Source organism: Microlunatus ginsengisoli, from assembly GCF_039537205.1.
GTDB classification, from domain to species: domain Bacteria; phylum Actinomycetota; class Actinomycetes; order Propionibacteriales; family Propionibacteriaceae; genus Microlunatus; species Microlunatus ginsengisoli.
Genome location: NZ_BAABAB010000005.1, coordinates 97,081 through 121,959, shown reverse-complemented (window position 1 = coordinate 121,959; position 24,879 = coordinate 97,081). Strand labels below are relative to the sequence as shown.

At 72.3% G+C, this 24,879-nt stretch carries 30 protein-coding genes; 14 read left to right on the top strand and 16 right to left on the bottom strand.

The genetic code is table 11. The features are described 5' to 3' along the window. Positions 1–151: 151 nt before the first annotated feature. Positions 152–2,746, bottom strand: coding sequence for a molybdopterin oxidoreductase family protein (locus ABD747_RS02865; protein ID WP_344801577.1), 2,595 nt, complete (start codon positions 2,744–2,746; stop codon positions 152–154). A gap of 274 nt (positions 2,747–3,020) precedes the next feature. Here ABD747_RS02865 and ABD747_RS02860 point away from each other — a divergent pair, with 274 nt between their 5' ends. The 4 genes from ABD747_RS02860 (at position 3,021) to ABD747_RS02845 (ending at position 6,394) form a co-directional block, all read left to right on the top strand. Further along, positions 3,021–4,136 carry a uroporphyrinogen-III synthase gene (locus ABD747_RS02860; RefSeq protein WP_344801576.1) on the top strand — a complete coding sequence of 372 codons (1,116 nt, stop codon included), beginning with the start codon at positions 3,021–3,023 and terminating at the stop codon, positions 4,134–4,136. Between the two features lie 154 nt (positions 4,137–4,290). Next, on the top strand, positions 4,291–4,956 hold the full coding sequence (locus tag ABD747_RS02855; protein ID WP_344801575.1) for a cysteine hydrolase family protein: 666 nt from the start codon (positions 4,291–4,293) through the stop codon (positions 4,954–4,956). Continuing rightward, complete coding sequence (locus tag ABD747_RS02850; protein WP_344801574.1) at positions 4,953–5,615, top strand: MBL fold metallo-hydrolase; 663 nt, start codon at positions 4,953–4,955, stop codon at positions 5,613–5,615. Before ABD747_RS02855 ends, ABD747_RS02850 begins: the two co-directional genes overlap by 4 nt. Next, positions 5,612–6,394, top strand: coding sequence for an NAD(P)/FAD-dependent oxidoreductase (locus ABD747_RS02845; protein WP_344801573.1), 783 nt, complete (start codon positions 5,612–5,614; stop codon positions 6,392–6,394). The genes ABD747_RS02850 and ABD747_RS02845 overlap by 4 nt, the downstream gene beginning before the upstream one ends. Here the strand turns inward: ABD747_RS02845 and ABD747_RS02840 are convergent. The 6 genes from ABD747_RS02840 to ABD747_RS02815 form a co-directional block, all read right to left on the bottom strand. Then, entirely contained in the window at positions 6,364–7,509 is a 1,146-nt protein-coding gene (locus tag ABD747_RS02840; protein ID WP_344801572.1) for a flavin-containing monooxygenase, read from the bottom strand. The genes ABD747_RS02845 and ABD747_RS02840 overlap by 31 nt on opposite strands. 18 nt (positions 7,510–7,527) lie before the next feature. After that, positions 7,528–7,857, bottom strand: coding sequence for a DUF202 domain-containing protein (locus tag ABD747_RS02835; RefSeq protein WP_344801571.1), 330 nt, complete (start codon positions 7,855–7,857; stop codon positions 7,528–7,530). Beyond that, on the bottom strand, positions 7,854–8,216 hold the full coding sequence (locus ABD747_RS02830; RefSeq protein ID WP_344801570.1) for a YidH family protein: 363 nt from the start codon (positions 8,214–8,216) through the stop codon (positions 7,854–7,856). The genes ABD747_RS02835 and ABD747_RS02830 overlap by 4 nt, the downstream gene beginning before the upstream one ends. Then, entirely contained in the window at positions 8,209–8,538 is a 330-nt protein-coding gene (locus ABD747_RS02825) for a putative quinol monooxygenase (RefSeq protein WP_344801569.1), read from the bottom strand. Before ABD747_RS02825 ends, ABD747_RS02830 begins: the two co-directional genes overlap by 8 nt. Positions 8,539–8,647: 109 nt before the next feature. Then, a complete protein-coding gene (locus ABD747_RS02820; protein WP_344801568.1) occupies positions 8,648–9,565 on the bottom strand; it encodes an alpha/beta fold hydrolase in 918 nt (305 codons plus the stop codon). Positions 9,566–9,622: 57 nt separating this feature from the next. Further along, positions 9,623–10,261 (bottom strand): transcriptional regulator, encoded by a 639-nt coding sequence (locus tag ABD747_RS02815; RefSeq protein WP_344801567.1) that lies wholly within the window; start codon positions 10,259–10,261, stop codon positions 9,623–9,625. 79 nt (positions 10,262–10,340) lie between these two features. On the opposite strand from ABD747_RS02815, the gene ABD747_RS02810 reads away from it, so the two are divergent. From ABD747_RS02810 to ABD747_RS02800, 3 genes are all read left to right on the top strand, one after another. After that, complete coding sequence (locus ABD747_RS02810; protein ID WP_344801566.1) at positions 10,341–10,940, top strand: GNAT family N-acetyltransferase; 600 nt, start codon at positions 10,341–10,343, stop codon at positions 10,938–10,940. Between the two features lie 167 nt (positions 10,941–11,107). After that, positions 11,108–12,034 carry an LLM class flavin-dependent oxidoreductase gene (locus tag ABD747_RS02805; RefSeq protein ID WP_344801565.1) on the top strand — a complete coding sequence of 309 codons (927 nt, stop codon included), beginning with the start codon at positions 11,108–11,110 and terminating at the stop codon, positions 12,032–12,034. Between the two features lie 41 nt (positions 12,035–12,075). After that, the gene (locus ABD747_RS02800) at positions 12,076–12,525 is read left to right on the top strand and encodes a group II truncated hemoglobin (protein ID WP_344801564.1); all 450 of its coding nucleotides are present in this window, start codon (positions 12,076–12,078) and stop codon (positions 12,523–12,525) included. Positions 12,526–12,548: 23 nt separating this feature from the next. On the opposite strand, the gene ABD747_RS02795 is transcribed toward ABD747_RS02800, so the two are convergent. Further along, complete coding sequence (locus tag ABD747_RS02795; protein ID WP_344801563.1) at positions 12,549–13,343, bottom strand: thioesterase family protein; 795 nt, start codon at positions 13,341–13,343, stop codon at positions 12,549–12,551. A 136-nt stretch (positions 13,344–13,479) separates the two neighbouring features. Between ABD747_RS02795 and ABD747_RS02790 the strand changes: the two genes are divergently transcribed. From ABD747_RS02790 to ABD747_RS02780, 3 genes are all read left to right on the top strand, one after another. After that, the gene (locus tag ABD747_RS02790; RefSeq protein WP_344801562.1) at positions 13,480–13,929 is read left to right on the top strand and encodes an iron chaperone; all 450 of its coding nucleotides are present in this window, start codon (positions 13,480–13,482) and stop codon (positions 13,927–13,929) included. Positions 13,930–13,957: 28 nt separating this feature from the next. Continuing rightward, the gene (locus ABD747_RS02785; protein ID WP_344801561.1) at positions 13,958–14,503 is read left to right on the top strand and encodes a DinB family protein; all 546 of its coding nucleotides are present in this window, start codon (positions 13,958–13,960) and stop codon (positions 14,501–14,503) included. 106 nt (positions 14,504–14,609) lie between these two features. Continuing rightward, positions 14,610–15,992 (top strand): NAD(P)/FAD-dependent oxidoreductase, encoded by a 1,383-nt coding sequence (locus ABD747_RS02780; RefSeq protein WP_344801560.1) that lies wholly within the window; start codon positions 14,610–14,612, stop codon positions 15,990–15,992. Positions 15,993–16,013: 21 nt separating this feature from the next. Here ABD747_RS02780 and ABD747_RS02775 read toward each other — a convergent pair whose 3' ends face one another. The 3 genes from ABD747_RS02775 to ABD747_RS02765 all read right to left on the bottom strand — a co-directional run bounded on the left by ABD747_RS02775 (position 16,014) and on the right by ABD747_RS02765 (position 18,312). Beyond that, entirely contained in the window at positions 16,014–16,412 is a 399-nt protein-coding gene (locus tag ABD747_RS02775; protein ID WP_344801559.1) for a DUF1622 domain-containing protein, read from the bottom strand. Positions 16,413–16,827: 415 nt separating this feature from the next. Continuing rightward, a complete protein-coding gene (locus ABD747_RS02770) occupies positions 16,828–17,376 on the bottom strand; it encodes an AAA family ATPase (protein WP_344801558.1) in 549 nt (182 codons plus the stop codon). A 51-nt stretch (positions 17,377–17,427) separates the two neighbouring features. Beyond that, positions 17,428–18,312: a helix-turn-helix transcriptional regulator gene (locus ABD747_RS02765; RefSeq protein WP_344801557.1), complete on the bottom strand. Its 885-nt coding sequence runs from the start codon at positions 18,310–18,312 to the stop codon at positions 17,428–17,430. 138 nt (positions 18,313–18,450) lie between these two features. Here ABD747_RS02765 and ABD747_RS02760 point away from each other — a divergent pair, with 138 nt between their 5' ends. After that, positions 18,451–19,467, top strand: a complete 1,017-nt coding sequence (locus ABD747_RS02760; protein WP_344801556.1) for a zinc-dependent alcohol dehydrogenase family protein — start codon at positions 18,451–18,453, stop codon at positions 19,465–19,467. 59 nt (positions 19,468–19,526) lie between these two features. Continuing rightward, positions 19,527–20,294: an SDR family NAD(P)-dependent oxidoreductase gene (locus ABD747_RS02755; protein ID WP_344801555.1), complete on the top strand. Its 768-nt coding sequence runs from the start codon at positions 19,527–19,529 to the stop codon at positions 20,292–20,294. 16 nt (positions 20,295–20,310) lie between these two features. On the opposite strand, the gene ABD747_RS02750 is transcribed toward ABD747_RS02755, so the two are convergent. Both ABD747_RS02750 and ABD747_RS02745 read right to left on the bottom strand, forming a co-directional pair. Next, positions 20,311–20,748, bottom strand: a complete 438-nt coding sequence (locus tag ABD747_RS02750) for a VOC family protein (protein ID WP_344801554.1) — start codon at positions 20,746–20,748, stop codon at positions 20,311–20,313. A gap of 98 nt (positions 20,749–20,846) precedes the next feature. After that, positions 20,847–21,740 (bottom strand): zinc-binding alcohol dehydrogenase family protein, encoded by an 894-nt coding sequence (locus ABD747_RS02745; RefSeq protein ID WP_344801553.1) that lies wholly within the window; start codon positions 21,738–21,740, stop codon positions 20,847–20,849. A 79-nt stretch (positions 21,741–21,819) separates the two neighbouring features. Here ABD747_RS02745 and ABD747_RS02740 point away from each other — a divergent pair, with 79 nt between their 5' ends. Further along, positions 21,820–22,239 carry a MarR family winged helix-turn-helix transcriptional regulator gene (locus ABD747_RS02740; protein ID WP_344801552.1) on the top strand — a complete coding sequence of 140 codons (420 nt, stop codon included), beginning with the start codon at positions 21,820–21,822 and terminating at the stop codon, positions 22,237–22,239. An 18-nt stretch (positions 22,240–22,257) separates the two neighbouring features. Here the strand turns inward: ABD747_RS02740 and ABD747_RS02735 are convergent, their stop codons facing one another. Continuing rightward, complete coding sequence (locus tag ABD747_RS02735; RefSeq protein ID WP_344801551.1) at positions 22,258–22,863, bottom strand: TetR/AcrR family transcriptional regulator C-terminal domain-containing protein; 606 nt, start codon at positions 22,861–22,863, stop codon at positions 22,258–22,260. Positions 22,864–22,943: 80 nt separating this feature from the next. Here ABD747_RS02735 and ABD747_RS02730 point away from each other — a divergent pair, with 80 nt between their 5' ends. Continuing rightward, positions 22,944–23,903: a quinone oxidoreductase family protein gene (locus ABD747_RS02730; protein WP_344801550.1), complete on the top strand. Its 960-nt coding sequence runs from the start codon at positions 22,944–22,946 to the stop codon at positions 23,901–23,903. A gap of 63 nt (positions 23,904–23,966) precedes the next feature. Here the strand turns inward: ABD747_RS02730 and ABD747_RS02725 are convergent, their stop codons facing one another. Both ABD747_RS02725 and ABD747_RS02720 read right to left on the bottom strand, forming a co-directional pair. Further along, positions 23,967–24,245, bottom strand: a complete 279-nt coding sequence (locus tag ABD747_RS02725) for a hypothetical protein (protein WP_344801549.1) — start codon at positions 24,243–24,245, stop codon at positions 23,967–23,969. Next, the gene (locus ABD747_RS02720) at positions 24,242–24,874 is read right to left on the bottom strand and encodes a DUF2306 domain-containing protein (RefSeq protein WP_344801548.1); all 633 of its coding nucleotides are present in this window, start codon (positions 24,872–24,874) and stop codon (positions 24,242–24,244) included. The genes ABD747_RS02725 and ABD747_RS02720 overlap by 4 nt, the downstream gene beginning before the upstream one ends. Positions 24,875–24,879: the final 5 nt, after the last annotated feature.

Below are 24,879 nucleotides of genomic sequence, written 5' to 3'. Positions count from 1 at the left end.
AGCGGCAGATCGCCCTGGTCGTGGGCGGAGCCTCTCGGGAGTGAGGAGCGGATTCCGACGACACGCTTTTCCGTCGTCGGAATCCGCGACGAACGACCGAGACTCCGCGCAGCCCACGACCGTCGCGGAGCGCGGAGCGCGACCAAAGCATTCAGTGCTCCACCATGCCGAGGTCGACCACGACGTGGCCGGCGAGTCCGAGCGGGGCGATCAGCTGCAGCTCGACCACCGAACCGCCGTCGATGTCCTCGACCACCCGCAGCGGTACGTGCACATCGGCCTTCGCGCCGATCGGGAAGTACCGCATCGGCACGCCGTCGCGGAGCAGCACGACGGTGATCAGCTGATCGGCGGTGTTGCCCCCACGGAAGTAGAGCGTCTGGTTGACGGCGCCGTCGGGAACCAGATAGCTCAGCTCCGGGCTGATCGCGACGGGCTTCTCGAACCCGGCGCCCTCGAACGGATAGATGCCTTGCAGGAAACGGTTCTTGGTCAACACGGTGCGGTCCTCTCGGAAAACTGATCCAGGCTTGGGTCGGGCGGTCGGGGCGGCCGGAGAGTCCCGGCCGGCGGCACGGAGCAGCGTCGCTGCGGCGGTCCGTGCCGGGTCGTGGAAGCCGCCCTGCGGCGAGCGCTCCAGCAGGGCGATGTCGTCGGGCTCGCCGATCTTGGCCGCCGACACGGCGCAGACCTTGAACGCCGGCATCCGCGAGTGCGGGTCGAGGACGGCGTTGGTCAGGGCGTTCGCGGCGGACAGACCGCCCCAGTGGAACGGCACGAAGATCGTGTCGGGACGGATCTCGTCGGTGATCTTGGCCCGGAAGTTCGCCTTTCCCCGCCGGGAGGTGAGCTGCACGATGTCGGCCGGCCCGATGTCCAGCCGGCGGGCGAGATCCGGGTGCAGCTGGACCTCGGGCTGCACCTGAGCCTGCGCCGGGTTCGGCACCCGGCGGGTCTGGGTGCCGCTCTGGTACTGCGCCATCAGCCGGCCGGTGGTGAGCACGTACGGGAAGCGCGGGTCCGGCGACTCGGCCGGGTCCCTGTGGTCGACCCGGAGGAAACGGGCCCGGCCGCCGGGGGTCGGGAAGGACTCGGCGAACAGCCGTGGCGTGCCCGGGTGGTCCTCCGACGGGCACGGCCAGAAGACACCATGCTCGGCCTCGATCCGGGCGTAGCTGATCCCGGCGTAGTCCGCGATGCCGCCCGCACTCGCCCGCCGGAGCTCGTCGAACACCTCGGCCGGGTCGGCGGAGAAGTACTCGCCGCGGCCGAGCAGGTCGGCCAGCTCCTTGATCACCTGCAGGTCGTCCAGGACACCCTCGGGCGGCGGCAGGGCGCGGATCCGGCGGATCACCCGGCCCTCCAGGTTGGTCATCGTGCCCTGCTCCTCGGCCCACTGGGCGGTCGGCAGGACGACGTCGGCCAGCGCTGCGGTCTCGGACAGGAAGATGTCGGAGACCACCAGGAAGTCCAATGCGGCAAGGCGATCCGCGACCCGGTTCAGATCCGGTGCGGAGACCACGATGTTGGAAGCGAGCACGATGAGAGTGCGGACGCCGCCGTCGGTGCCGAGCCGGTCGATCATCTCGTACGCCGACAGCCCGGCCCGCGGCAGCGTCTCCGGGTCCACGCCCCAGACCGCCGCCACGTGCGCCCGGTCCGCCGGGTCGTTCAGCTTGCGGTATCCGGGCAGCTGGTCGGCCTTCTGCCCGTGCTCGCGACCGCCCTGTCCGTTGCCCTGGCCGGTGATCGTGCCATAGCCGGAGAACGGCCGGCCCGGCAGACCGAGGGCCAGCGCCAGGTTGATATAGGCCTGCGCGGTGTCGGTCCCGGTGCTGTGCTGCTCGGCGCCGCGGGCGGTCAAGATCATCGCCGACTCGGCGCCGGCCAGGGTGCGGACGGTCCGGTAGAGATCGTCTACGGCGATGCCGGTGATCCGCTCGACCCGGTCCGGCCAGTAGGACGACACCCCGGCGCGGACCGCCTCAAAGCCGGTGGTCCGGCTGGCGATGTAGTCGTGGTCGATCAGGTCCAGCCGGATCGCGAGATGCAGCAGGCCGTTGGCGAGGGCGAGATCGGTGCCGGGCAACGGCTGCAGGTGCGCCGTCGACCCCTGCGCCGTGGCTGTCCGCCGGGGATCGACGACGATGTGCTGCGCGCCGACGGCCCGGCCCGCGTCGAACCACTGCATCGCCGGCGGCATGGTCGCCGCCGGATTGGAACCCACCAACAGGATCGCCTTCGCCTCGGCGATGTCGGCCAGCGGGAACGGCAGCCCGCGGTCGATGCCGAACGCGCGGTTCGACGCCGTGGCGGCCGACGACATGCAGAACCGGCCGTTGTAGTCGATCATGGACGTGCGCAGCGCGACCCGGGCGAACTTGCCGAACGCGTAGGCCTTCTCGTTCGTCAGCCCGCCGCCGCCGAAGCAGCCGACGCTGTCCGAGCCGTAGAGCTGCTGGCTGCGTTCGATCGCGCCGGCGACCCGATCCAACGCCTCCTCCCAGCTCGCCCGGCGCAGCGGGCTGGACCGGTCTCCCGCGACCTCACGGACCAGCGGGTAGAGCAGCCGCTGCGGGTGGTCGAGGAGCGTGGCCGCGTTCCACCCCTTGGAGCACAGGCCGCCGCGGTTGGTCGGGAAGTCCGGCTGCGGTTGCAGCGTGGCCGGCGCGCCACCAGCGACAACACTGATGCCACACTGCAACGAGCAGTAGGGACAGTGCGTCTCGGTGGGCGTCGGGCTCACGATCTCATCGTGCGATGCGGCGGTTACAGGCCCTGCGCTCCGACGTAACAAGCCTTTCACCGATCTCTCACCGGCGCAGGGTGTCGGTGGAGAGGTACTGCGATCCGACCCGTTCTTGCCTGGCCCGGCCCGGAAAGACGGCCTGATCGGGCCTCGCGGTTACGACCTCGTGACGTCGGACTCACCGGGGCACCGCCGAGCGTGGCGAGGTCCGAAACATGCCGGTTACACCGGGACAACGGCCGAGTAATCGCAAACCCCTACCCTCTGCACCATGAGCACCCGGGTCGAGCCGCTGGCCGGCTTCCGGGTCGGCGTCACCTCCGATCGCCGATCCGGCGACCTGATCGCCGCCCTGGAGCGGCGCGGAGCGGAGGTGTTGCACGCGCCCGCCCTGCGGATCGCCCCGCACGACCAGGACGGGCCGGTGATCGCCCAGACGCGGGCGGTGATCGAGGAACGTCCCGAGGTCGTGCTGGTGACCACCGGCTACGGCGTCCGGCGGTGGTTCGAGGTGGCCGACGCGGGTGGGCTGGGCGCCGAGCTGACCGATGCGCTGGAGCACGCGGTCGTCATGGCACGGGGTCCCAAGGCGGTCGGCGCGGTCCGCGCCGCCGGGCTCGACGACCACCGCGGCGCCCGGGAGTACGACACCACCGCCGCCATGGTCGACGACCTGATCGCGTCCGGCCTGACCCGCAAACGGGTGGCGATCCAGGTGCACGGCTACACCGACGAGATGCAGGTCGGCCGGCTGCGCGAGGTGAGCGAGCAGGTGCTCACCGTCACCCCCTACCGCTGGGTGAGCCCGCGATCGCCGGACCGGCTGAACCGGCTGATCCAGGCCGCCTGCGAGCAGCGGCTCGACGCGGTGGCCTTCACCAGTGCCCCGGGGGTCGAGGCGACCCTGGCGGCCGCGGAGCGGAGCGGCCGGCGGGACCAGCTGATCGCCGCGCTGGCGGGCGGGGTGTTGCCGTTCGCGGTCGGGCCGATGACCGCGGCCCCGCTGCGGGCCAACGGCCTTGACCCGGCGGTGCCGGAGCGGCACCGGCTGGGCGCCATGATCCGGCTGATCTGCGACCGGTTGGACGCCGACCGGGCCCGGCGGTTCCGGTTCGGTGACACCCGGATCGAGTTGCGCGGCCACGTCGTGCTCGTCGACGACCGGCCGCTGTCGCTGGCCCCGCATGCGCTGGACCTGCTGCGGATGCTTGTCGACAACGATCGGGTCGTCTCGCGCGCCGAGCTGATGGGCTGCCTCTCGGACGAGCCGGACGACCATGCCCTGGACGTGGCGATGAGCCGGCTCCGGCAGTCCCTCGGCGTACCCGGCCTGATCACCACCGTGGTGAAGCGCGGCTACCGGTTCGCCGGCGAGCTCGACGGCTGAGCCGTCCGGCCGATCTCGCCGAGCCTGCCGTCCGATCGCACGGGCCGCGTGCGAACCACCCGCGTCGGCCCGGGTGTGTGCCGGGTTGAATGATGTCGGTCTGGAGCTCTCCCCGGCTCCGGACATGTCCCTACTCACAGGCGAGGAGAGATCCATGAGCGTGACGCTGGATCCGCGGAGCACGGCGGTCGTGCTGATCGAGTATCAAAACGACTTCACCACCGACGGCGGGGTGCTGCACGGGGCCGTCGCGGACGTGATGGAGTCCACCGGCATGCTGGACAGGACGGTCGCGGTGGTCGCCGCCGCCCGCTCCGCGGGCGCCACGATCATGCACGCACCGATCACCTTCGTCGAGGGCTACCACGAGATCTCCGCGCACCCGTACGGCATCCTCAAGGGCGTCGTCGACGGCAACGCGTTCGTCAAGGACAGCTGGGGTGCCGCGATCGTCGACGTGCTCGCGCCGCAGCCGGGCGACATCGTGGTCGAGGGCAAGCGCGGGCTGGACACCTTCGCCAGCACGAACCTCGACTTCATGCTCCGCAGCAAGGGGATCAGCACGATCGTGCTGGGCGGCTTCCTGACCAACTGCTGTGTCGAGTCGACGATGCGCAGCGGCTACGAGAACGGCTACCGGGTGATCACCCTCACCGATTGCGTGGCAGCCACCTCACAGGCCGAGCACGACAACGCGATCAGCTTCGACTACCCGATGTTCTCGCTGCCGGTGAGCGCGGACGAGGTGATCGCCGCGTTCGGCGGCGCCGATGCCTCCGACGACGCCCCGGCCGAGCCGGTGCTGGAGCCCGCCCCGTGACCGGGCCGGGTCACGTCGAACCCGGCGGCGCCCCGCTGGTCGGCCAGTTGCCGGGCGGGGCGACCCTGGTCAAGGTGTCGGTCGGTCCGATGGACAACAACGCCTACCTGCTCAGCGCGGACGGTGACTCGGTGCTGATCGACGCGGCCAACGACGACGAGCGGCTGCTCGCGCTGATCGGCGACGCCCCGGTCTCGACCATCGTCACCACCCACCGGCACGGCGATCACATCCAGGCGCTAGCCGACGTCGCCGAGGCGACCGGGGCCCGGCTCGTCGCCGGCCATCCGGACCTCGAGTCGATCGAGCGCGACGCGGGCGTGAGCGGCGTCACCGGCGTCTGGGACGGCGACACCGTGCCGCTCGGCGAGACCAGCCTCGAGGTGGTCGGGCTGGTCGGGCACACCCCGGGCTCGATCACCCTGGTCTACGCGCCGGCCGGCGGCCCGGTCCACCTGTTCACCGGCGACAGCCTGTTCCCCGGCGGACCGGGCAAGACCTGGCGGGCCGCGGACTTCACCTCGCTGATGGACGACATCGAGGCCAAGCTGTTCGACCGGTTCGGCGACGACACCGTGGTGCATCCGGGTCACGGCGACGACACCACGCTCGGAGTCGAGCGGCCCCAGCTGGACGCCTGGCGGGCTCGCGGCTGGTGACAGCAGACCCCTCGCTCGTGGTCGTCGGACGGCCGGGCGATCCCCGGGTCCGCGCCTTGGCCGCGGTGGCCGACCGCTCGGGTCGGCCGTACGTCGTGCACGCGCCGGACAGCGCCGCCGGCGCGGCCGTCATGGCCGGCGCGGATCCGGTCGCGCTCGCCGCGGGCGCGGACGGCGATCCGCAGCCGGTGGTGGTCGTCACCGAGGGTGTGGTGCTGCTCGATCCAATCGAGCTGGACCTGGTCGAGGCGCTCGGGTTTCCCCGAGCGCCGGCGCACACCGAGTGTGAGATCGCGATCGTGGGCGCGGGACCGGCCGGGCTGGCCGCCGCGATCGGCGTGGCCAGCGCCGGACGACGTACGGTCGTGGTCGATCCCCAGCTTCCCGGCGGCTCGCTGGACCGGTCGGCGCGGGTCGGCGACTACCTCGGCTTCCCCGAAGGCATCACCGCGGCGGAGCTGATCGACCGGGCCGTGGCACAGGCCCGGGCGGCCGGGGTCGGGTTCCTGCTCACCGAGCGGGTCGAGGAGATCCTCGACCACGGCGACGGCCGGCTGCTCGTGCTGACCAGCGGCGCGACTGTCCGCGCCCGGGCGGTGGTGCTGGCGACCGGCCGGCGGCCGCGCCCCTCCGTCGAGCTGTCCCTGCCGGGCGTGCTGGCCGCCGAGCACCCGGTCTCGACCACGGCCGATCCCGCGGTGGCGGTCGCGGTCGGCGCGGGCGCCGCCGCCGCCCGCCGAGCGCTGGACTACCTGACGGCCGCGGTCTCGACCGACTGAGTCCGGGCGATCGTCCGGCCAACGGCCCGGGCCTCGATCCCCACCTCGCGGAGCAGTCCCGACAGCACGATGTTCAGACCCACCAGATACAGCCCGGGGGCCTCCGGCGCGGTGTGCACGCCGCCGATCAGCGGCTCGCCCTTCTCGTCCAACACGCCGAGCCCACCCACCAGGCCGCCGAGGTCGGGCCGGAAACCGGTCGCGGCCACGATCGCGTCCGGCCGGAGCACGCGCCCGTCGACCAGCGCGACATCCGGCCCGTCGATCGAGGCGATCTGCGGCACGACGGTGATCGCCCCGGTCTGGATCGCCGCCACGAAACCGTGGTCGAGGATGGGCACCGTATGCGACCGCAGGTACTGGCTGAAACCGTCGCCCATCGGCCCGGGAAGGCCGTACCGGCTGAGGTTCGGGACGCTGATCCGGCGCAACATGCTGGTCAGCGCGTCGACCACCGGCACGGGGAAGCGCCGCAGCACGATGCCGAACACCTGGGTCGGGAAGCCAGCGAGGTCGCGCCGGACGATGTTGGGCGGCCGCCGCACCGACAGCCGGACGTCGGTCGCGATCGCGCTGATCTCGGTCGCGACCTCGGCGGCGGAGTTGCCGGCGCCGACCACCAGCACCCGCTTGCCCCGGTAGGGCTCCGGGTCGCGATAGGCCGAGGAGTGCACGAAGTCCCCGGTGAACGAGCTCAGTCCCGGCCAGGCCGGGATCCGCGGCGTGCGGCTCAGCCCGGTGGCCAGCACGACCGCACCGGCCTCGTACGTGCCTGCGGTGCTCTCCACCCGCCAGCCGTCGGCCATCCGCTCGACGCCGGTGACCTCGACGCCGAACTGGGGCGTGATCCGGTGCCGGGCCGCGTACTCCTCGAGATAGCTGACCAGGTCGTCCCGGCGGACCCAGCTACCGAACCGGCGCGGGATCCGCAGCCCGGGCAGTCCGGACAGCTGGCGCGCCGTGTGCAGCCGCAGGCTGTCGTACCGGCTGCGCCAGGAGGCGCCGACCGCGCCCGTCCGTTCGAGAAGGTCGAATTCCACGCCGCGCTGGTGCAACTCGGCCGCCACGGCGAGTCCCCCAGCGCCCGCACCGACAATGACCGTGCGTCGACTCACCGCTGCACTGTAGTGCGATCAAATCGACCGGACCACATATATAACCCCGACAGCCGCCGCCAGCGCGGTCGAGATGCAGAGGAAAAACAGCAGCCCGCCACCGGGAAGCTCGGCCGAACCATCGACGGCGGCGACCGCGCGCCGCTGCCGGCGGCCTGCCAGCACCCACACGATTCCGGTCACCAGCAGCCCGATGGAGCCGACCAACGCGGACCAGGCACCGATCGCCGGCGTCAGCAGCCGGAAGGAGACGACGGACCCGAGCAGCAGCGAGAGCGTGGTCCGCCGCCAAGCCAGGGCGGTCCGCTCGGGCTGGAGACCCGAGGCGAAGCTGGTCGGCTGGGTCATCGCAGCAGCACCCCGAGAACCAGCAGCACGGCGACCACGGTCACGCCGACCGCGACCGGGAGGCCGACCAGCGAGGCCGGCAGGGGTCGCTGGTCACGCATCGCCCGCTCGACCAGGCCCCAGTTGAACCAGCCGAGCAGGGGGACCACCAGGCCCAGGCCGAGCAGCACGAGGGCGGCGGCCAGCCGCAGGCCCGGATGGATCGGCAGCGAAAGCGCCTCCAAGGCCACGCCACCGGCGATCAGGGCCAGCGCGGTCCGGACCCAGGCGAGGAATGTCCGCTCGTTGGCGAGACTGAATCGGGCGTCGGGCTCCGAACCGCGGCCATAGACCCAGCGCGGGAAACGGGACTCAGGCATCGCCCTCGACGGTGAGCTCGCCCATCACGTCCCAGCTGTCACCCTCGACCTGGCGGCTGACGATCCGGGGGGTACGGACAAGGTGCCGCGGCGCCTCCGCGACGAAGGCGGCGAAGTGGTCGCTGCCGACATGAGCGCCGGCGCCGTCATCGGCGAACGCCTCCACGAGCACCCACTCGTCGGGGTCGTCGACGCTCCGCGACCACTCGAACCACAGGTTGCCGGGCTCGGCCCGGGTCGCGGTGGTGAACCGGTCGACCAGCGCCGCCCACTGCTCGGTCGCATCCGGCTTGACCGGGAACTTGACCACGATGAAGTACACGCCGCCTACCTCCGCGTCGTCGGCCGACCACCTGTCGGATCCTGCTGGCGACCCTACCGCCGGTCCGGCGGGCCTGGATCGCTCAGGTCGGGCGTCCGACGGATGCGCGTCAGGGCGCGGCCAAGGCCTCGCCGACGCCGCGGGCCCAGCCCTGCGGATCGGCCATGAAACCGGCGTGGTCCCCCGGCAGCTCGACGGCGGAGGTGCCCAGTGCCTCGGCCAGGGCGCGGGTGGCCCTGCCGGCGATCTCCGGCCCCGAGGCGGCGCCAACGGCGACCACGATCCGCGGTCCGCTCGCCCGCAGCTGCTCGATCGGCGGCCGCCAGCCGGTGAACGGCTTCAGCATCTTGGTGAAGAACAGCTCGTCGTCGGCTTGCTGCTTGGGGTTCGGCTCAGGCGGCGGACCGGCCGCCTCGGCCGGCTCCGGGGCCGCGTCGTCCGGCTCTGCACCCGGCGGGGGCCAGGCGGCCGGGGCCACCCCGGCCTCGGTGACCGGACCGTGGTGCATGACGAGTGAGATGAAGGCTCCCCAGCCCGCACCGGAGCCGCCGGCGCGGTAGGCCGCCTCGACACCGTCGACGGCGGTCCTGATGTACGCCGCGTCCGGCAGCAGCTCGGCGACGGGCGGCTCGTGCGCGACCACGGTCCGCAGCAGGTCGGGGCGACGCAGGGCGAGCGCCAGTGCGGCGACCGCGCCGCCGCTGCTGCCGACCACGTCGGCCGGCCCGTCGCCGACCGCCTCGATCACCGCGGCAAGGTCATCGGCCTCGATCTCCGGGGTCACGTCCAGTGCCGGATCGTCCACCGTGCTCCGGCCGACGCCGTGCGGGTCGTAGGTCACCACGGTGTGATCGGCCGCCAGCAGATCGGCCACCGGTCCGAACGGGCCGCTGGTCATCGGCTGCCCGACCACCAGCAGCAGCGGGCCGGCGCCACGGACCTCGTAGTAGATCCGGCCACCGTTCACCTCGAGCTGGCCGCTGCGGACCTCTCCCGCGCCACTCGGCGCCTGCTGGGTCGTGCTCATCGAATGCTCCTCCCGACGTGCTGGCGTGGTTCACGGGCTCAGACCCGCGCCGGCCGCTCAACTCATCGGCTCGCCACGCTCCAGGCCGAGGGTCGCGAGCAGGTCCTCGTGCAGCTCCATCCAGACGGTGTGGCAGGAGTCGATCCCGACACCGGTCACCCAGGCCGGGTCACCGGACTGGACCCTGGCCAGGGCAGCGTCGAAGCGGACGTCGTAGCCGGCGAAGCGGCTCAGCGCGCCGGCCAGCGTCGTGACGATGTCGACCAGCTCGGCATCGAGCAGATCCAGCGCGTCGATCACCGGGCGGTCCCAGGTGGCGTCGAAGTGATCGTTGACCGCGAGCGGGTCGGCGGCCGTCGGTCGGAGCTGCCAGTCCGTGCAGGCCCGCTGCAGCCGAGTGTTCCGCGACTGGAAGGCCCGGTAGCCGGCCCGGACGGCAGCGCCCGCGCCGGTGTCGTCGAGCTCCGCGGACAGCCGACGACGGTTCTGCTCGAATCCGGTCCGCGTGAGCGTCCATCCGCCCGTGCCGGCGAAGTCGACCCGGCTGATCCAGCCGTAGGCCTGGTAGTCCAGCAGTAGCTCGGCGACCAGCCCCGGATCGAGCCCGAACCGCTGCGCGACCTCACGGTCATCCGCCATTCCCCTGATCCGGACGGCGTGCAGGGTGAGCAGATCGGCGGGCGAGTCGACGGGCACCCGTTCGAACCTACTATCCGGCGAGTCTCCTGTCCGGCGGCCCCGACGACCCTCCGAGCGTGAGCACTAGGCTCCGAGGATGGTCGCCGGCCCGCGCTACCCGACCGATCACGAGCCGGTCGTCGACGTACGTCCGGCGCTCGGCCGGTTCGACGACTTCGCCACCGTCGTCGGCACCCAGCGCGCCGGCGCGGGCGGGTGCTGGTGCACCGCCTATCGGGACAGCCGGGTGCCGAACGCGCAGCGGCCGGACTACATGCGCGCCCAGTGCGAGACCGCACCGGGACCCGGTGTGCTGGTGTTCGTCGACGACGTGGTCGCCGGCTGGTGCTCGATCGCGCCCCGGGCGAGCTATCGCCGCCTGCTGCGCTCGCGGACGATCCCGATCCTCGACGATGCCGACGCCTGGGTCGCGGTCTGCTTCGTGGTCCGGGCGGGCTACCGCAAGCACGGCCTGATGCACCGGCTGCTTGCCGGCGCCGTCGAGCACGCCCGGGACGCCGGCGCCGAGTTGGTCGAGGGGTATCCGGTCGAGACCGGCGGCTCGCGGGTGGACGTCATCTCGGGCTATGTCGGCACCGTGGAGCTGTTCGAGGCGGCCGGCTTCGAGCGGGCCGCTCCGACCACGGGGCACAGCGGTGGCCGGCCGCGCTGGGTGATGCGCCGGCGGCTGCGCTGATCCCCATCGCGGCGGAGTATCGGCGGGTCGATGTCGCCGATCGACCTGGCGTGACGCGAAACGGCGCGAGTAAACGGTTACCGCTGATTCCGAGGTCGATTCGCGACACGGCGGCCCGGTATGGGGTGGCCTCCGGGGAGGCGGCCGGCCGACGTACGTTTGCTGGTGTGCGGTTCGCCATCTCGATCCCGCAAGGCGACGGCGGCAGCTTCGACGACGCCGGCGTCCGGGCCTACCTCGCCCGCGCGGAAGACCTCGGCTTCGAGTCCGGCTGGGTCCAGGAGCAGGCGATCGGTCCGGCGCCGCTGATCGCCCCGCTCGAGCTGCTGGCCTGGGCGGCCGCCTGCACCGACCGGCTCCGGCTCGGTGTCGCGGTCCTGGTCACGCCGCTGCACGACCCGCTGCAACTGGCGGCGTCGATCACGGCGGTCGACCGGCTGAGCCACGGCCGGCTGGAGGTCGGTGTCGCGGCCGGCGGCGGGTTTCGCCGGTTCGAGGCGTTCGGGGTCGACCGGGCGACGTTCGTCGCCCGGTTCAACGAGGGCCTGCAGCTGATGAAGGCGGCGTGGTCGGACGAGCCGCGGATCAGGTTCCACGGCCGGTTCCGGTGGTTGGACGGGCTGCCGATCCAGCCCAAGCCGGTGCAGCGGCCGCATCCGCCGATCTGGTTCGGTGGTCACGCTCCTGCCGCGCTGGCCCGTGCGGTCCGGCACGGCGACGGCTTCCTCGGCGCCGGGTCCGCCAGCACGGACACCTTTCGTCGGGAGGTCCGCGTCCTCCGCGACAAGCTGCTCGCACAGGGTCGCGAGCCGACGGACTTCCGGATCGGCAAGCGGGTCTATCTGTGTGTCGACGACGATCCCGGCCGGGCCCACGAGCGGGTGCTGGCCGGTCTGCACAGGATCTACGGCGAGATGTCGGGGATCGCGGACGTGCCGGTGTCCGGCACGCCCGAGCAGGTGGTCGCCGGGCTGCGCGCCGTGGTCGACGCCGGCGCGGAGCTGTTGCTGCTCAACCCGGTCGGAGCCGACGTCGCCGAGGACCGGGAGCAACTCGAACGGCTCGCCGCCGACGTGCTCCCCGCGCTGCGCTGACCCTTCCAGCGCCGAGCCACGATCGGTGCCAGGCTGGACCCATGCGGAGCGTGTACGAGGCGGCCGGTGGTGCCGAGGGCCTACGCCGGCTGGCCGCAGCCTGGCACGAACGGGTGCTCGCCGACGAGGTGGTCAGCCACGCGTTCAGCCATGGGTATCGTCCCGACCACACCGAGCGGCTGGCGGCGTACTGGGTCGAGGCGCTCGGCGGTCCGCCCGCCTACAGCGCCCGCTACGGCGACGAGTCGGCGGTGGTCAGGCTGCACAGCGGCAACGGCCCGCACGAGGAGATGAATCGGCGCGCCATCTCCTGTTTCGATCAAGCCCTCCTCGACGCCGGGCTCGGCGAGGAGCCGTTGCGAACCGTGCTGAGCGACTACTTCGCCTGGGCGACCACGGCAGAGATGGCGCGCTTCCACGCGTCGACGTCCGACGTACCGGACGACCTGCCCATCCCCCGCTGGTCCTGGGACGGCCTGCAGGCCGGCTGAGTGCCGCCGGTCGCCGGGCCGGGTCAGCCCCGCGCGGCGATCGGGCGGAGCGTGAGCGACTGCGCGCTGGTGCCGATCGGGCCGCGCTCGTCGTGGACGATGCTGTGGGTCACCCCGAGCCCGTCGGCACCGAACGTGACCGTGGTGTCGAAGCCGATCCACTCCCCGGCCGGCTCGGCGAAGAAGTGCGCGGTCAGGTCGATGTTGGGGAACGCGATGTCGCGCGGATCCTCGCGGACCGTCATCCCGTTGGTGATGTCCAGCAGGCCGGCGACGCCGGCCAGCCTGCTGACCGGTTCCCCGGCGAGCAGTGGCACCGACGTCCGGACCCAGAAGAGGGCGCGACCGGGCTCGGCCTGCTTCCGGCGTACGTCCGCCGTGGCCACGAATCCGCCCGGCCAGACCGTCGTCGGGTCCCAGCGCGGCATCGTCTCCGGCGCCGGCAGCTGCGGGAGCGCCGAGCCCTGCCACTCCCCGGTCGGCCGGGTCTGCAGCAGCCAGGCGCGGAGCAGCACGACATCTCGTCCCGCGTGGCTGAGCACTGCCTCGACGAGCTCGATCGTCCGGCCGGGCCGGACCACCCGGACCCGGGCCCGGACCAGGTCGATCGGCACCGTGCCGAGGATGTCGTAGGACAGCCGGGCGAGCGCCAGCCGTTCGCGGCCATCCTGGTCGCGACGCCTGTCGCGGTCCGCCTCGACCAGGTGAGCCAGCAGCCCCAGCGCGGGCGCGATGTGCTGCTCGTCGGTCCGCCAGGCACCGCCGGTGTGCTCGGTGGCGCGGAAGCTGTCCGGTCCCAGTCGCTCGAAGTACGCCATCTCGCCCCTCATCCTCGCCGATCGGTCGAGACCGCCCCTCGTCCCGGACGACGGACGGGGGCCGGTCGGTCACACTGGACCGCCGAGCTTCGTCAGCGTAGTAAGACTGTCCGACGACCCGAGAAGAAGGTTTGCCATGCCGACCACCACGAAGAGCCCCGGATTCAGCGATGCCGAGAAGGCGGCGATGAAGGCGCGTGCCGAGGAGATGCGGGCCTCCGGCCGCGGCGGGGCGAAGAAGGCCGACGAGGCGCAGGCCTGCCTCGATGCCATCGCCGCCATGCCCGAGGAGGACCGAGTGCTCGCCGAGCGGGTGCACACCATCGTCGCCGAGGCGGCACCCGACACCCGGCCGAAGACCTGGTACGGCATGCCGGCCTACGTCGACGCAGACGGCAAGGTCGTCTGCTTCTTCAAGCCCGCCTCCAAGTTCGGCGCGCGCTACGCGACGCTCGGATTCAACGACGTGGCCGCGCTCGACGACGGCGAGATCTGGCCCACCGAGTACGCGGTGACCAGCGCGTCGCCCGCGGTTGCCGAGACCATCGAGCGGATCGTCCGGAAGGCCGTCGGGTCCACCGACTGACGCCGCCGCGGCAGGGCAGACTCGTCGCATGACGTTCTCCGGAACCCCGGTCGACCGGGCGTTCGCCCACCGGACGCTGGCCGAGGACGAGCAGCTGGCCGTCTTCCTCGACGCCCACCGCGCGATCCTGCGGGACACGTTGACCGGGCTGACCGACGACGAGGTCCGCGCCCGGCTGGTCCCGTCCCGGACCACGCTGCTCGGGCTGGTCAAGCACGCGACGTTTCTGCAGGTGGTCTGGTATCAGGAAGCGATCACGGGCGTCCCCAGGACGCAGCTCGGGCAGCCGAACGCGGTCGAGGACTCGTTCGTGCTGGCCGAGACGGACACGGTCGAGTCGGTGCTCGCCGGCTACGACCGGGCCTGCGCAACGGCGCGGGAGGTGGCCGCGGCGCATCCGCTCGACGAGATCGTGACCGGGCATCGGATGGGCGCGATGACGCTGCGCTGGATCCACCTGCAGGTGCTGCGCGAGCTCGCCCAGCACAGCGGCCACGCCGACATCCTGCGCGAGCAGCTGCTCGCGCGCCGCGACGGCTCCGGCGGCCGGCCCGGTGCCGCCCTCGGCTCCTGATCGGGCCGCGCTGTCCGGGCGGCCCGCGGTGTAACTAGCGGCTCGCGGTGTTCTGGCGGGTCGCGGTGTTCTGGCGGGCCGGGCGCCGCTGTGTTTGAGTAGTGCCGTGCCCGCTCGGCTGGACGTCGACTATCTCGTGGTCGGTGCGGGGGCGATGGGGATGGGCTTCGTCGACGCACTGATCGACCATGCCGACGTCCGCGTGGCCATGGTCGACCGCCGCGACGGCGTCGGCGGGCACTGGCGCCATGCGTACCCCTTCGTCCGGCTGCACCAGTCCTCGACCTTCTACGGTGTGGCGTCGCGCCTGCTCGGCGGCGGCCGGATCCAGACCACCGGCCCGGAGGCCGGGCTGCACGAGCGGGCCGACCAGCCGACCATCTGCGCCTACTACGAGTCGGTGCTGGCCGAGCGGATGGTCGGTCCGGGACGGGTGGAGTTCTTCCCCGGCTGCGAGTACGTCGGCGGTCGGGCGTTCGTCTCCCGGGAGACCGGCCGGCGGTTCGAGGTGCCCGAGCGGTGCCGGGTGGTCGACGCCCGCTACCTCGCGCCCGACATTCCGGCCGAGACGCCGCCGAAGTTCGAGGTGGCCGACGGTGCCCGCGTCGTGGCCGTCAACGACCTCCCGGCGTGGGAGGGCACGACCAGCCAGTACGTCGTCGTCGGCTCGGGCAAGACCGCGACCGACGCGTGCGTCTGGCTGCTCGGCCGCGGCGTCGACCCGGACGAGATCTGCTGGGTCCGGCCGCGCGACCCCTGGATGCTGAACCGGGCGCTGATCCAACCGGACCCGGCGGTCTACCTGGGCATGGCGGCGGAGATGATGCGGCTGGCATCGCTGTGCGGGTCGCTGCCGGAGCTGTTCGCGCAGCTGGAGGACGCCGAGATCATGCTGCGGATCGACCGGTCGGTGACCCCGACCATGGCCAAGGCGCCAACGCTCGGCAGGTGGGAGCTCGACCTGCTGCGTCGGATCGCGCACGTCGTCCGGCTCGGCCACATCCGGGTGGCCCGCCCTGGGCGACTCGACCTGGACGACGGATCGGTCCTGCTGGCCCCGGACGCACTGGTGGTGAACTGCGCGGCCGACGGGCTGAAGAACCCGCCGCTGGTCCCGATCTGGGGCGCGGACACGATCACGCTGCAACCGGTCCGCGCCGGCTTCCCCTGCTTCGGGGCGGCGGTGGCGGGCTACGTCGAGGCGACCCGCGACGACGATGCCGTGAAGAACCGGCTCTGCCCGCCGTCCTCGTACGGGAACTCCCTCACCGACTGGGCCCGGATGAACGTCCGCGGCGCGCGCAACACCGCCGCCTTCTCCGCCGAGCCGGACATCAAGGCGTGGACCGACCGGATCGCCGTGAACCCCGCGCGGATCCCGCCGGAGCGTCCCACCTCCCCCGCCCTGGACGACGCGCTGGACCGGCTGGGCCGCTACCTCGGGCCGGGGGTGGCGCGGCTGGCCGCGCTCGGCGGTCTCCCGGCCTGAACGGCGGTGGACCGGCTCGCCTCAGGTCGCCTCGCCGCTGCGCTCGGCGGCGCGCGCGATGTGGGTCGCACCGCTGGTCATCGCCCGTCGCCAGGGCGCAACACCCTCGATCTCGATGTCCAGGGAGAAGCTGAGCACGGTCCGGATCAGCACGATGATGCCGAGCGCCACCACGTTCTCCATCGTCGGCGCCACCGCGACGGTGCGGAGCAGGTCCGCTGCAACGAGCACCTCCAGCCCCAACAAGATCGCCCCGCCAAACGACTGGCGCATCACGGCGTAGGCCTTGCGACCCTCTCCCGAGGATCGCCACGACCGGATCGCCAGCACTGCCGCGAGCACGAATCCGCCGAGCAGCACCACCGCGCCGATACCCTCGAACATGCTGGCGACGGCCTCCATCGCCTCCTCGAACGTCATCGTGCCGCGCTCCGGTTCGACCGGGCGTCCGGCGCAGTGCCCGGCCCACGGACTGTCGTCGGACCCTCTCCCCCGGCCACGACCGGGACAGCTTCGGCACCGGTCAGCGCAGGACTAGACGGCCCGGGGTCGCCTCGCCCGTCTTCAGTCACGTGCGCATTCTGTCGGCACTCCGGTCCGGGTTCCGGGCGGGGTGCCCACCCGCCGAACTGCCCGACTCCGGGCAGTTGCGCCGCGACCACGGCGGAGCTAGCGCGATCCGAGCCGGATCCGAGCGGAATCTGGTCCCGAACGTGAGCGGCAGCGGGTTCAGCGGCCGGTCCCGGTGACGCTTTTCGGGCGCTCGATCGCCGTTTCGTGGCCGCCGGGCTCCTGATCGCGGTTCGAGCGCGCGAAATGCGCCAGCCGGCCGTCGTCACCGTTGCGGCAACGACGGCCAGCGTTCGGATGCCCACTGCCGCCAGGTCGCGTAGCCGGCCGGAACCGGCGGCACCGGCCCGCCGCTCAGCTCCGCCTGGTCCGGCGCCTCGAACTGCGCGCGCCACTGGGTCAGCTCGGCATCGCTGAAGCGGAACTGCGCCGCGTCTGCGCTCCACCGACCGGTGACGCGCCGGCGCTGCTCGTCGTCCTCGACGGGGAGGTAGACGACCTGCGCCCGGACGCCCAGCGAGGCCGCGATCCAACGCAGCGCGGAGCGCTCGTCTCTCCCCCAGAAGCCGAAGTCGAACACCACGTCGAGGCCCAGCTGCGCCGCGCGCATCCCCAGCTCGACCAGTTTGCCCTCGATCCGGTCCCGCTGGTCCGCGCGCTCGCGAGCGCGCCAGCCCGTCGGGCCGTCGCCGTGGAAGACTGCCTGCTGCCAGTCGTCCGGCGTCAGCCGAAGGGCTGACTCGCTCAGCTCGAGCTCCTTGGCTCGGGTCGTCTTCCCGGCTCCGGGCAGGCCGACGATCAGGTAGACGGTCACCGGGCGACGCTACCGGTCAATCGTGACCGGAGCGGCCGGGAGCCGCCCCGGTCACGCTCCGGTGGTGGTCGACGGCGTGACGGTGGGGCTGGTCCAGGAGGCCAGCAGGTCGAGGGCGTGCGCGGTCCTCGAGCCCGGTTCGGCCGCGTACAGGGTCAACGTCAGTCCCGGCTCGGAGATCATGTCCACGCTCTCGTAGGCGAGCCGGAGGTCGCCGACGTCGGCGAGGTGGAAGAGCTTGGTGCCGGCGCCGTGGCTGCGGACGTTGCGGCTGCTCCACCGGCGGCGGAACTCCTCGCTTCGGGTGGACAGTTCCCCGACCAGGTCGTGCAGCTCCTTGTCGTGCGGGTCGCGGCCGGCCTCGGTGTGCAGGATCGCGACGCTGGTGTCAGCCGCGAGATCCCAGTCGGGATAGAAGTCGTGGGCGGCATCGAGCTGGAGGAAGGTGAACCGGACGAAGTTCGGTGTCGGCTCGCCGGTGGCCGCATAGAGCCCCGCGTGCATGGCTCGACCGAGGTGATTCGTGGCGAGCAGGTCCATCCGCCCGTTGCGGACGATCGCCGGTGCGGTAAACGCGTCCAGCACCCATTGCAGGGCCGGTCGGGGCTGCCAGCGCTTCGCGGGCCGCCGGCGGGGCCGCATTCCGGCCGTGGTGCCGTCGGCAGCGTGGGCGAGGTGGAAGAGGTGGGCGCGCTCGGCGTCGTCGAGTTGCAGGGCGCGCGCGAGCGCGTCCAGGACCGAGGCGGAGGCGCCGGCGATGGCACCGCGTTCGAGCTTGGCGTAGTACTCGACGCTGACTCCGGCCAGCGCGGCGACCTCGGTCCGGCGCAGACCCGGCACCCGTCGATCGCCGTGGACCGGCAGCCCCGCGTCGGCCGGGGTGATCTTGGCTCGGCGCGAGATCAGGAACTCGCGGACCTCGTCACGGTTGTCCACACCGAGACGCTACGACGCCGACCGGGGCGACTGGGATGCCCTGCTGGTACACCTCTCGACACGGACTCCCACGCGGGACCGGTCCGGGGTTGACTGGGGATCGAGTCGTACCCCTGGCCTGAAGGAGCTGTCCCGCTGATGCGTGGCGTCGTGTTGCATGCCCCCGGCGATGTCCGGGTCGAAGACCTGCCCGAACCGACCGTCGACGAACCGACGGATGCGATCATCCGCCTCGCCGCCGCGTGCGTCTGCGGTTCGGATCTGTGGCCGTACCGCGGCGCCGACAAGCTCAGCAGGCCGAGACCGATGGGGCACGAGTACGTCGGTGTGGTCGAGCAGATCGGCGACCAGGTGCGCGCGATCAAGGTCGGCGACTTCGTGGTCGGGTCGTTCTTCGCCTCCGACAACACCTGCGAGATCTGCCGGGCCGGCTACCAGACCAACTGCGTCCACCGCAGCAATCCCGGACCGGCCCAGGCCCAGCTGATGCGAGTCCCGCTGGCCGACGGCACGCTGGTCGCCACCCCCGGACGGCCCGACGCCGACCTGATCCCCTCGCTGCTGGCCGCCTCCGACGTACTCGGCACGGGCTGGTTCGGGGCGGTCGCCGCCGAGGCCGGACCCGGCAAGACCGTGGCCGTGGTCGGCGACGGCGCGGTCGGCCTGCTGGCCGTGCTGGCCGCCCGGGAACTGGGCGCCGAACGCATCATCGCGATGTCCCGGCACGCCGACCGGCAGGCGCTGGCGCGGGAGTTCGGCGCGACCGACATCGTCGAGGAGCGCGGCGACGCCGGCGCGGCGAAGATCAAGGAACTCACCGGCGGTCTCGGCGCCCACTCCGTGGTCGAGGCGGTCGGCACCCAGCAGTCGATGATGCAGGCCATCGGCGCGGCCCGGCCCGGCGGCCACGTCGGGTTCGTCGGCGTCCTGCACGACGTCACCATCGCCGGAAACGACATCTTCTTCACCCACGTCCACGTCCACGGCGGCCCGGCCCCGGTGCGCCGGTTCCTGCCGGACCTGATCGAGCGGATCTGGGACCGGCGGATCGATCCCGGCCGGGTCTTCGACCTCACCCTGCCGCTCGACCAGGCCGCCGAGGGTTACGCGGCGATGGATCAGCGCCGCGCGATCAAGGTCCTGCTCCGACCCTGATCCCCACCCCGGCCCCGACCTTCCCGGACCCAGCCCGTCCCTACTTTCGAGGATCCACGATGAACCCCAGCTACGACTTCGCCGGCCAGGTCGCCCTGGTCACCGGCGCCAGCTCCGGCATGGGCCTGGCGACGGCCCGGGCCTACGCCGAGTCCGGCGCCGCCGTGGTGCTGACCGACATCAACCAGGGTGCGCTGCGGGCCGCCGCCGCCGAGCTGAGCGCCGCCGGCCACCAGGTCCTGCCGGTGGTGTGCGACGTCGCCGACGAAGCCAGCGTCGCCGCCGCCGTTCGCGCCGGGGTCGAGGCGTTCGGCCGGCTCGACCACGCCTTCAACAACGCCGGCATCCAGGTCCCGCCGTGTGATGCCGCCGACGAGCCGGCCGAGGTGTTCGACCGGGTCAACGCGATCAACCTGCGCGGCGTCTGGGCCTGCATGAAGCACGAGCTCGCCCAGATGCGGACCCAGGGCAGCGGCGCGATCGTGAACAACTCCTCCCTCGGCGGCCTGGTCGGCCTGCCGGGACGGGCCGCCTACCACGCCACCAAGCACGGTGTGATCGGCCTGACCCGCAGCGCCGCGCTGGAGTACGCACCTCGCGGCATCCGGATCAACGCCATCTGCCCCGGCACGATCGCCACCCCGATGGTCACCGACATGATCGCCAAGGGCGAGCTGGACCTCGACCTGGCGCGGGCCAACCAGCCGATCAACCGGCTCGGCACCCCGGAGGAAGTCGCCGCCTCGGTGCTGTGGCTCACCAGCCCCGGCGCCGGGTTCGTCACCGGTGTCGCCCTCCCGGTCGACGGCGGCTACACCGCCCAGTAGCGGACCGCCGGACCGGTCAGGACTTCGTCAGGTCCTCGGCGAGCATCACCAAGATGCCGCTGGGGCCACGGAGATAGCTGAGCTTGTAGCTGTCGCCGTAGGTGCCGACGCCCCGGAGGGGACGGCAGCCGTGCCGGGCGGCGATCCGCAGCGCCTCGTCGATGTCGTCGACCGAGAACGCCACCCGGTGCATGCCGATCTCGTTGGGCAGGGTGGGACTCGTCTCGATCGCGTCGGGGTGGATGTACTCGAACAGCTCGAGCCGTCCGTTGCCGTCCGGCGTCTGCAGCATGGCGATCCTGGCGTGGTTGCCGTCCAACCCGACGGCGGTGTCGGTCCAGTCCCCGCTGACGGTGTCGCGGCCGACCACGGTCAGGCCGAGATCGGTGAAGAAGGCGATGGCCTCCTCCAGATCGCGAACCGCGATGCCGACGTTCTCGAGATGGATGGGCATGTTGGCACGCTACCGAGGCTCGTCCCGGCGGGTGCCGGCTGCGGGCCAGCGGTTTGTCTCACCGAATCGCCGCGGCGGTGCCCGGCCGGCGGTCCGGCTCAGGGGATCAGCACCACGCGCTCGCCACCGGTCGGCTCGTTCCAGATGCTTTCGACCTCGGCGAGCGGGACGGCTCGGGTGCCGATCGCGAAGTCTCCGGCGCCGAGTCGCTTGGCGATGGCGCGCAACTCGTCCTTGATGTCTCGCGGATCCACCGAGCCCTGTCCTGATCCGACCAGGTGCAGGTTCACCGCGCGGAGGGCAGCCGAGGGAATCGGTGACTCCGGCCCGGCGACCGATCCGATCTGGACCCAGGTGAGGCGCTGCCCGTCGTCGTGCCGGGCCGGGACGATCGCCCGCAGCGCCGCCGCGGTCGGCTCGCCCCACAGGTAGTCGAGCACCACGTCGACGCGGCCGCCCGCCTTCGCCAGACCGGCCGGATCCGCCAGCTCCGGGCGGCCGACAGCGTGCACCTCGCCGGCGCCGAGCAGCCGGGCGACGTCGACGGCCAGCCGGCCGGCGTTCCCCGTCGCGCCGAGCACCATCACGCTCTGCCCCCGGCGGAATCCCGCCCGGTGCTTCAGGGCGACCCAGGACGACATCAGCGGGTTCATCGCGGCGGCGACGAGCACCGGGTCGGCGTTCTTCGGCAGCGGAATGCTGCGGCGCGGATCGATCGCCACGCGCTGCGCCATCGCTCCGCGGTTCATATCGGGCAACAGGAAATAGCGCAGCTCGCCGGAGGCGGTCCGGGCGACCCCGTCGATCCCGGGGATCAGCGGGAGCTCGCCGGTGCTGGAGTAGTGCGAGCCCGACGCCTGCGACCGGACCCGGGGGCTGAGCGCGGCAGCCAGCACGTCCACGACCTGCGCGTCCGGACCGTCGGCCGTCGGTTCGTCGATCTCTCGATATCGCGGTGGAGCGCCGAAGTCGTCCACGACCGCTGCCTTCATTCGATCACCTCGCAACTTAGTTGGTATTCCCCATCAACTATAGTTTGCTTTACCAACTAGATCAACCTACGATCGACGCATGCCGCCGGACCCGGACCCGCTCGTAGACGCCCTGGTCCGGACGGCGTACGACGTCATGCGCGTCGTCACCCGGGTAGCCGCGTCGCACGACGTCTCCGTCACCCAGATGCGCGTGCTGGGCATCCTGCGTGATCGCGAGCCGCGGCTGTCGGAGCTGGCGGACTATCTCGGGTTGGACAAGTCCTCGATCAGCGGGCTGGTCGACCGAGCCGTACGGCGGGGACTGCTCGCTCGGCGCCCCGATCAGGAGGACGGCCGGGCATCGCGGGTCCTGCTCACGGCGGCCGGGAGGGACCTGGCCAGGTCGGCAGCAGGCCAGGTCGCCGATGGGATCGAGCCGCTCGTCGCCCACCTGACACGCTCCGAGCGCGCCACCCTGGCCCGGCTCTTCGCGCCGGATCCGACCGCCGCGGGCTAGCGGCATCGCGGGGCGGGTTCAGTTGGCCAGACCGAGAAGGAGGCGCGCACCGTCGCGGTAGAGGTCGTCGGCGCCACGGCCGGTGCCGTCGAAGTAGTCGGCGATCGCGGCGGTGACGGTCGGCAGCCGGGCCCGCAGCACATCCAGGTCAGGAGCGGGCGATTCGGGCGCCGGCGCCTGCTCCTCCAGCACCCAGCCCACCGTGTACCGCTCGCCGACCAGCACCAGCAGGCGCGCACGTCGGAGCGCGAGACCACCGGCCACCAGGGTCGCCATCGCCAACTCGGAGAAGTCCGCCCGGCGCATCGAGTTGCGCGAACCGGACACGATGCGCGCGCCGTCACGATGGCCGAGCATCGCCGACCGCAGCCCGCCGAGAGCCTCGAGCAGCCAGGCCCGCGCGTCGCCCGGGACGGAGATACGTCGCGCCGAATCGATCGCGCCGTCCATGATCTCGTCCGCGAGCGCATCGAGCAGCTCGGACTTGTTCTGGACGTGCCAATACAGGGTGGGCGCCCGGACGTCGAGCCGGCCGGCGAGCGAGCGCAGGCTCAACGCGTCGAGGCCGGACTCGTCGACCAGGCGCAGCGCCTCGTCGACGATCCGGTGACGGTCCAGCGGCATCCGCGCCACGCTCCCTTGAAAAGAGTCTCTAACGGTGTTAGAGAGGATGGTGCTCTAACAGTGTAAGAGAGGCGGCGGAGATGAAGGCGGCAGTGATCGAACGCGCCGGGGCGACCCCGGTCTATCGGGACTTCCCGGACCCGGAGGTCCATGACGGCGAGGTGCTGATCACGGTGGCGGCCGTGGCGGTGGAGAACGTCGACCGCGCGATCGTCGCCGGCAGCCACTACACGGCCGGCGCGTTCCAGGCCGCGCTCCCGGCGATCCCCTGCTTCGACGGCATCGGCCGGCTGCCCGACGGCACCCTCGTCGGCTTCGGCGGCCTCACCCCGCCGTACGGCTCTCTCGCCGAGCGTGCGGTCGTCCCCGCTGCGTACACCGCAACCATCCCGGACGGGATCGAGCCCGCCGTCGCCGCCGCCCTGTCGTCGGCGATCACGGCCATGAGCATGCGGACCGCCGCCGGCCTCGAACCGGGTGAGACGGTGCTGATCCAGGGCGCCACCGGCGTCGCCGGCCGTCTTGCGGTCCAGATCGCCCGGCTGCTGGGCGCGGGACGCATCGTCGCCACCGGTCGCGACGACGCCGCGCTGGAAGATGTCGCGGCGCTCGGCGCGGACACGCTGATCAACACCACCGCGAGCGACGACGAGCTCCTGCGCTCCTTCCGCACCCACGCCGGCGACGGGTACGACGTCGTGGCCGACTTCCTCTGGGGCCGGCCCACCGAACTACTCGTCCGGGCGCTGACCCCGGAGACGTTCGCGTTCCACCAGCCCACCCGGCTGGTGCAGATCGGCGAGTCCGCCGGGCCCGCGATCCGGCTCACCGGCGAGTCGCTGCGGACCTCCGGCCTCGAGGTGTACGGCGCCGCCCGCAACCTGGCGACCGGGATGGCGACGGCCTACCAGCAGGTCGTCGACTGGGTCAGCAACGGCGAGCTGACCATCGCGGTGGAGACGGTGCCGCTCAGCCAGATCGCCCAGGCCTGGACCCGGACCGATCTCCGTGGCCGCCGGCTCGTCGTCGTCCCCGGCTGACCGTGGTTACACGGGTGCTCAGCGAGCGTTCCCGAGCCACGTACATCACCGTCCGCGGCTGACTCACGGCAAGTCCGCCCGGGGGTCGACGGCGGACAGGGACAGCAGCGGGATGCCGAGATCTCGGATGCGCGCGAGGAGCCCGTGCAATTCGGACTGATCGGCGAGCGGCCCCTTCAGCACGCTGGTGCCGTCTTCGTGGCGGATCACGCTCAGCCCGTCGAACCAGGTCGTCGCCCAGTGGTCGTCGAGGTGGCCGGCGACGCGGACCTCGTAGGTCGGGGCCGGAGGTCTGCTGCTTGCGGTCGCCGGTGCGGTGCCGCCGGAGGCCGGGTACGTCACGGCCGTGCTCCCGCCGCGGCCGGCTGCCGGTCGGCGCCGGGCCGGCGGCCGGCGGAGCTGCGGTGGCGGCGGAGGACCCATTCGGCGATGAGCAGGTTGATCACCCAGCCGGCGCCCTTGGCGAGGTCCGAGCGCAGCTCGCCGGTGCCGAAGACGGCATCGCTGATGCCCTCGGTGAACACCTGGGTGCCGGCCGCGAGGCCGATCGCGTAGCCGCGGATCATCCAGGCCCGATGGGCGGCGACGTCGCGGCGGCGGATGGCCGACAGCCCCAGGACGACGCAGCCGGCCATCGCGGACCCGAACACCAGCCGGAGCACGTACAGCAGGTCGCCGGTACCGGGCTGCGGCTCGGCCAGGAGGGTCAACATCAGCGCCGACCCGGCCACGGCCAGGCCCGCTCCGGCAACGATCCGGCCGGCGCGGCGGTGCCAGCCGCGGCCGGTGCGCAGGCGAGGAAACTGGAGCGCGCCGAGTAGGGCGAACACGGCGGCCCCGGCGATGTGGACGACGAGGGCGACGACGGGGACGCCGGTGAACCGATCGTCTGCCGGCATCAGGGCGGGGCCGCCCGCGAGTTGGAGAAGGCGCAGCGAGCCCGCGGTGAGCGGCACGACGGCCAGGGCCACCAGTA

Excerpts from the sequence above, each read along its gene's own strand:
- ABD747_RS02860 (WP_344801576.1), top strand. The coding sequence starts at position 3,021 with ATGAGCACCCGGGTCGAGCCGCTGGCCGGCTTCCGGGTCGGCGTCACC.
- ABD747_RS02855 (WP_344801575.1), top strand. The coding sequence starts at position 4,291 with ATGAGCGTGACGCTGGATCCGCGGAGCACGGCGGTCGTGCTGATCGAG.
- ABD747_RS02835 (WP_344801571.1), bottom strand. The coding sequence starts at position 7,857 with ATGACCCAGCCGACCAGCTTCGCCTCGGGTCTCCAGCCCGAGCGGACC.
- ABD747_RS02830 (WP_344801570.1), bottom strand. The coding sequence starts at position 8,216 with ATGCCTGAGTCCCGTTTCCCGCGCTGGGTCTATGGCCGCGGTTCGGAG.
- ABD747_RS02820 (WP_344801568.1), bottom strand. The coding sequence starts at position 9,565 with ATGAGCACGACCCAGCAGGCGCCGAGTGGCGCGGGAGAGGTCCGCAGC.
- ABD747_RS02810 (WP_344801566.1), top strand. The coding sequence starts at position 10,341 with ATGGTCGCCGGCCCGCGCTACCCGACCGATCACGAGCCGGTCGTCGAC.
- ABD747_RS02800 (WP_344801564.1), top strand. The coding sequence starts at position 12,076 with ATGCGGAGCGTGTACGAGGCGGCCGGTGGTGCCGAGGGCCTACGCCGG.
- ABD747_RS02795 (WP_344801563.1), bottom strand. The coding sequence starts at position 13,343 with ATGGCGTACTTCGAGCGACTGGGACCGGACAGCTTCCGCGCCACCGAG.
- ABD747_RS02790 (WP_344801562.1), top strand. The coding sequence starts at position 13,480 with ATGCCGACCACCACGAAGAGCCCCGGATTCAGCGATGCCGAGAAGGCG.
- ABD747_RS02785 (WP_344801561.1), top strand. The coding sequence starts at position 13,958 with ATGACGTTCTCCGGAACCCCGGTCGACCGGGCGTTCGCCCACCGGACG.
- ABD747_RS02775 (WP_344801559.1), bottom strand. The coding sequence starts at position 16,412 with ATGACGTTCGAGGAGGCGATGGAGGCCGTCGCCAGCATGTTCGAGGGT.
- ABD747_RS02760 (WP_344801556.1), top strand. The coding sequence starts at position 18,451 with ATGCGTGGCGTCGTGTTGCATGCCCCCGGCGATGTCCGGGTCGAAGAC.
- ABD747_RS02755 (WP_344801555.1), top strand. The coding sequence starts at position 19,527 with ATGAACCCCAGCTACGACTTCGCCGGCCAGGTCGCCCTGGTCACCGGC.
- ABD747_RS02750 (WP_344801554.1), bottom strand. The coding sequence starts at position 20,748 with ATGCCCATCCATCTCGAGAACGTCGGCATCGCGGTTCGCGATCTGGAG.
- ABD747_RS02745 (WP_344801553.1), bottom strand. The coding sequence starts at position 21,740 with ATGAAGGCAGCGGTCGTGGACGACTTCGGCGCTCCACCGCGATATCGA.
- ABD747_RS02740 (WP_344801552.1), top strand. The coding sequence starts at position 21,820 with ATGCCGCCGGACCCGGACCCGCTCGTAGACGCCCTGGTCCGGACGGCG.
- ABD747_RS02735 (WP_344801551.1), bottom strand. The coding sequence starts at position 22,863 with ATGCCGCTGGACCGTCACCGGATCGTCGACGAGGCGCTGCGCCTGGTC.
- ABD747_RS02730 (WP_344801550.1), top strand. The coding sequence starts at position 22,944 with ATGAAGGCGGCAGTGATCGAACGCGCCGGGGCGACCCCGGTCTATCGG.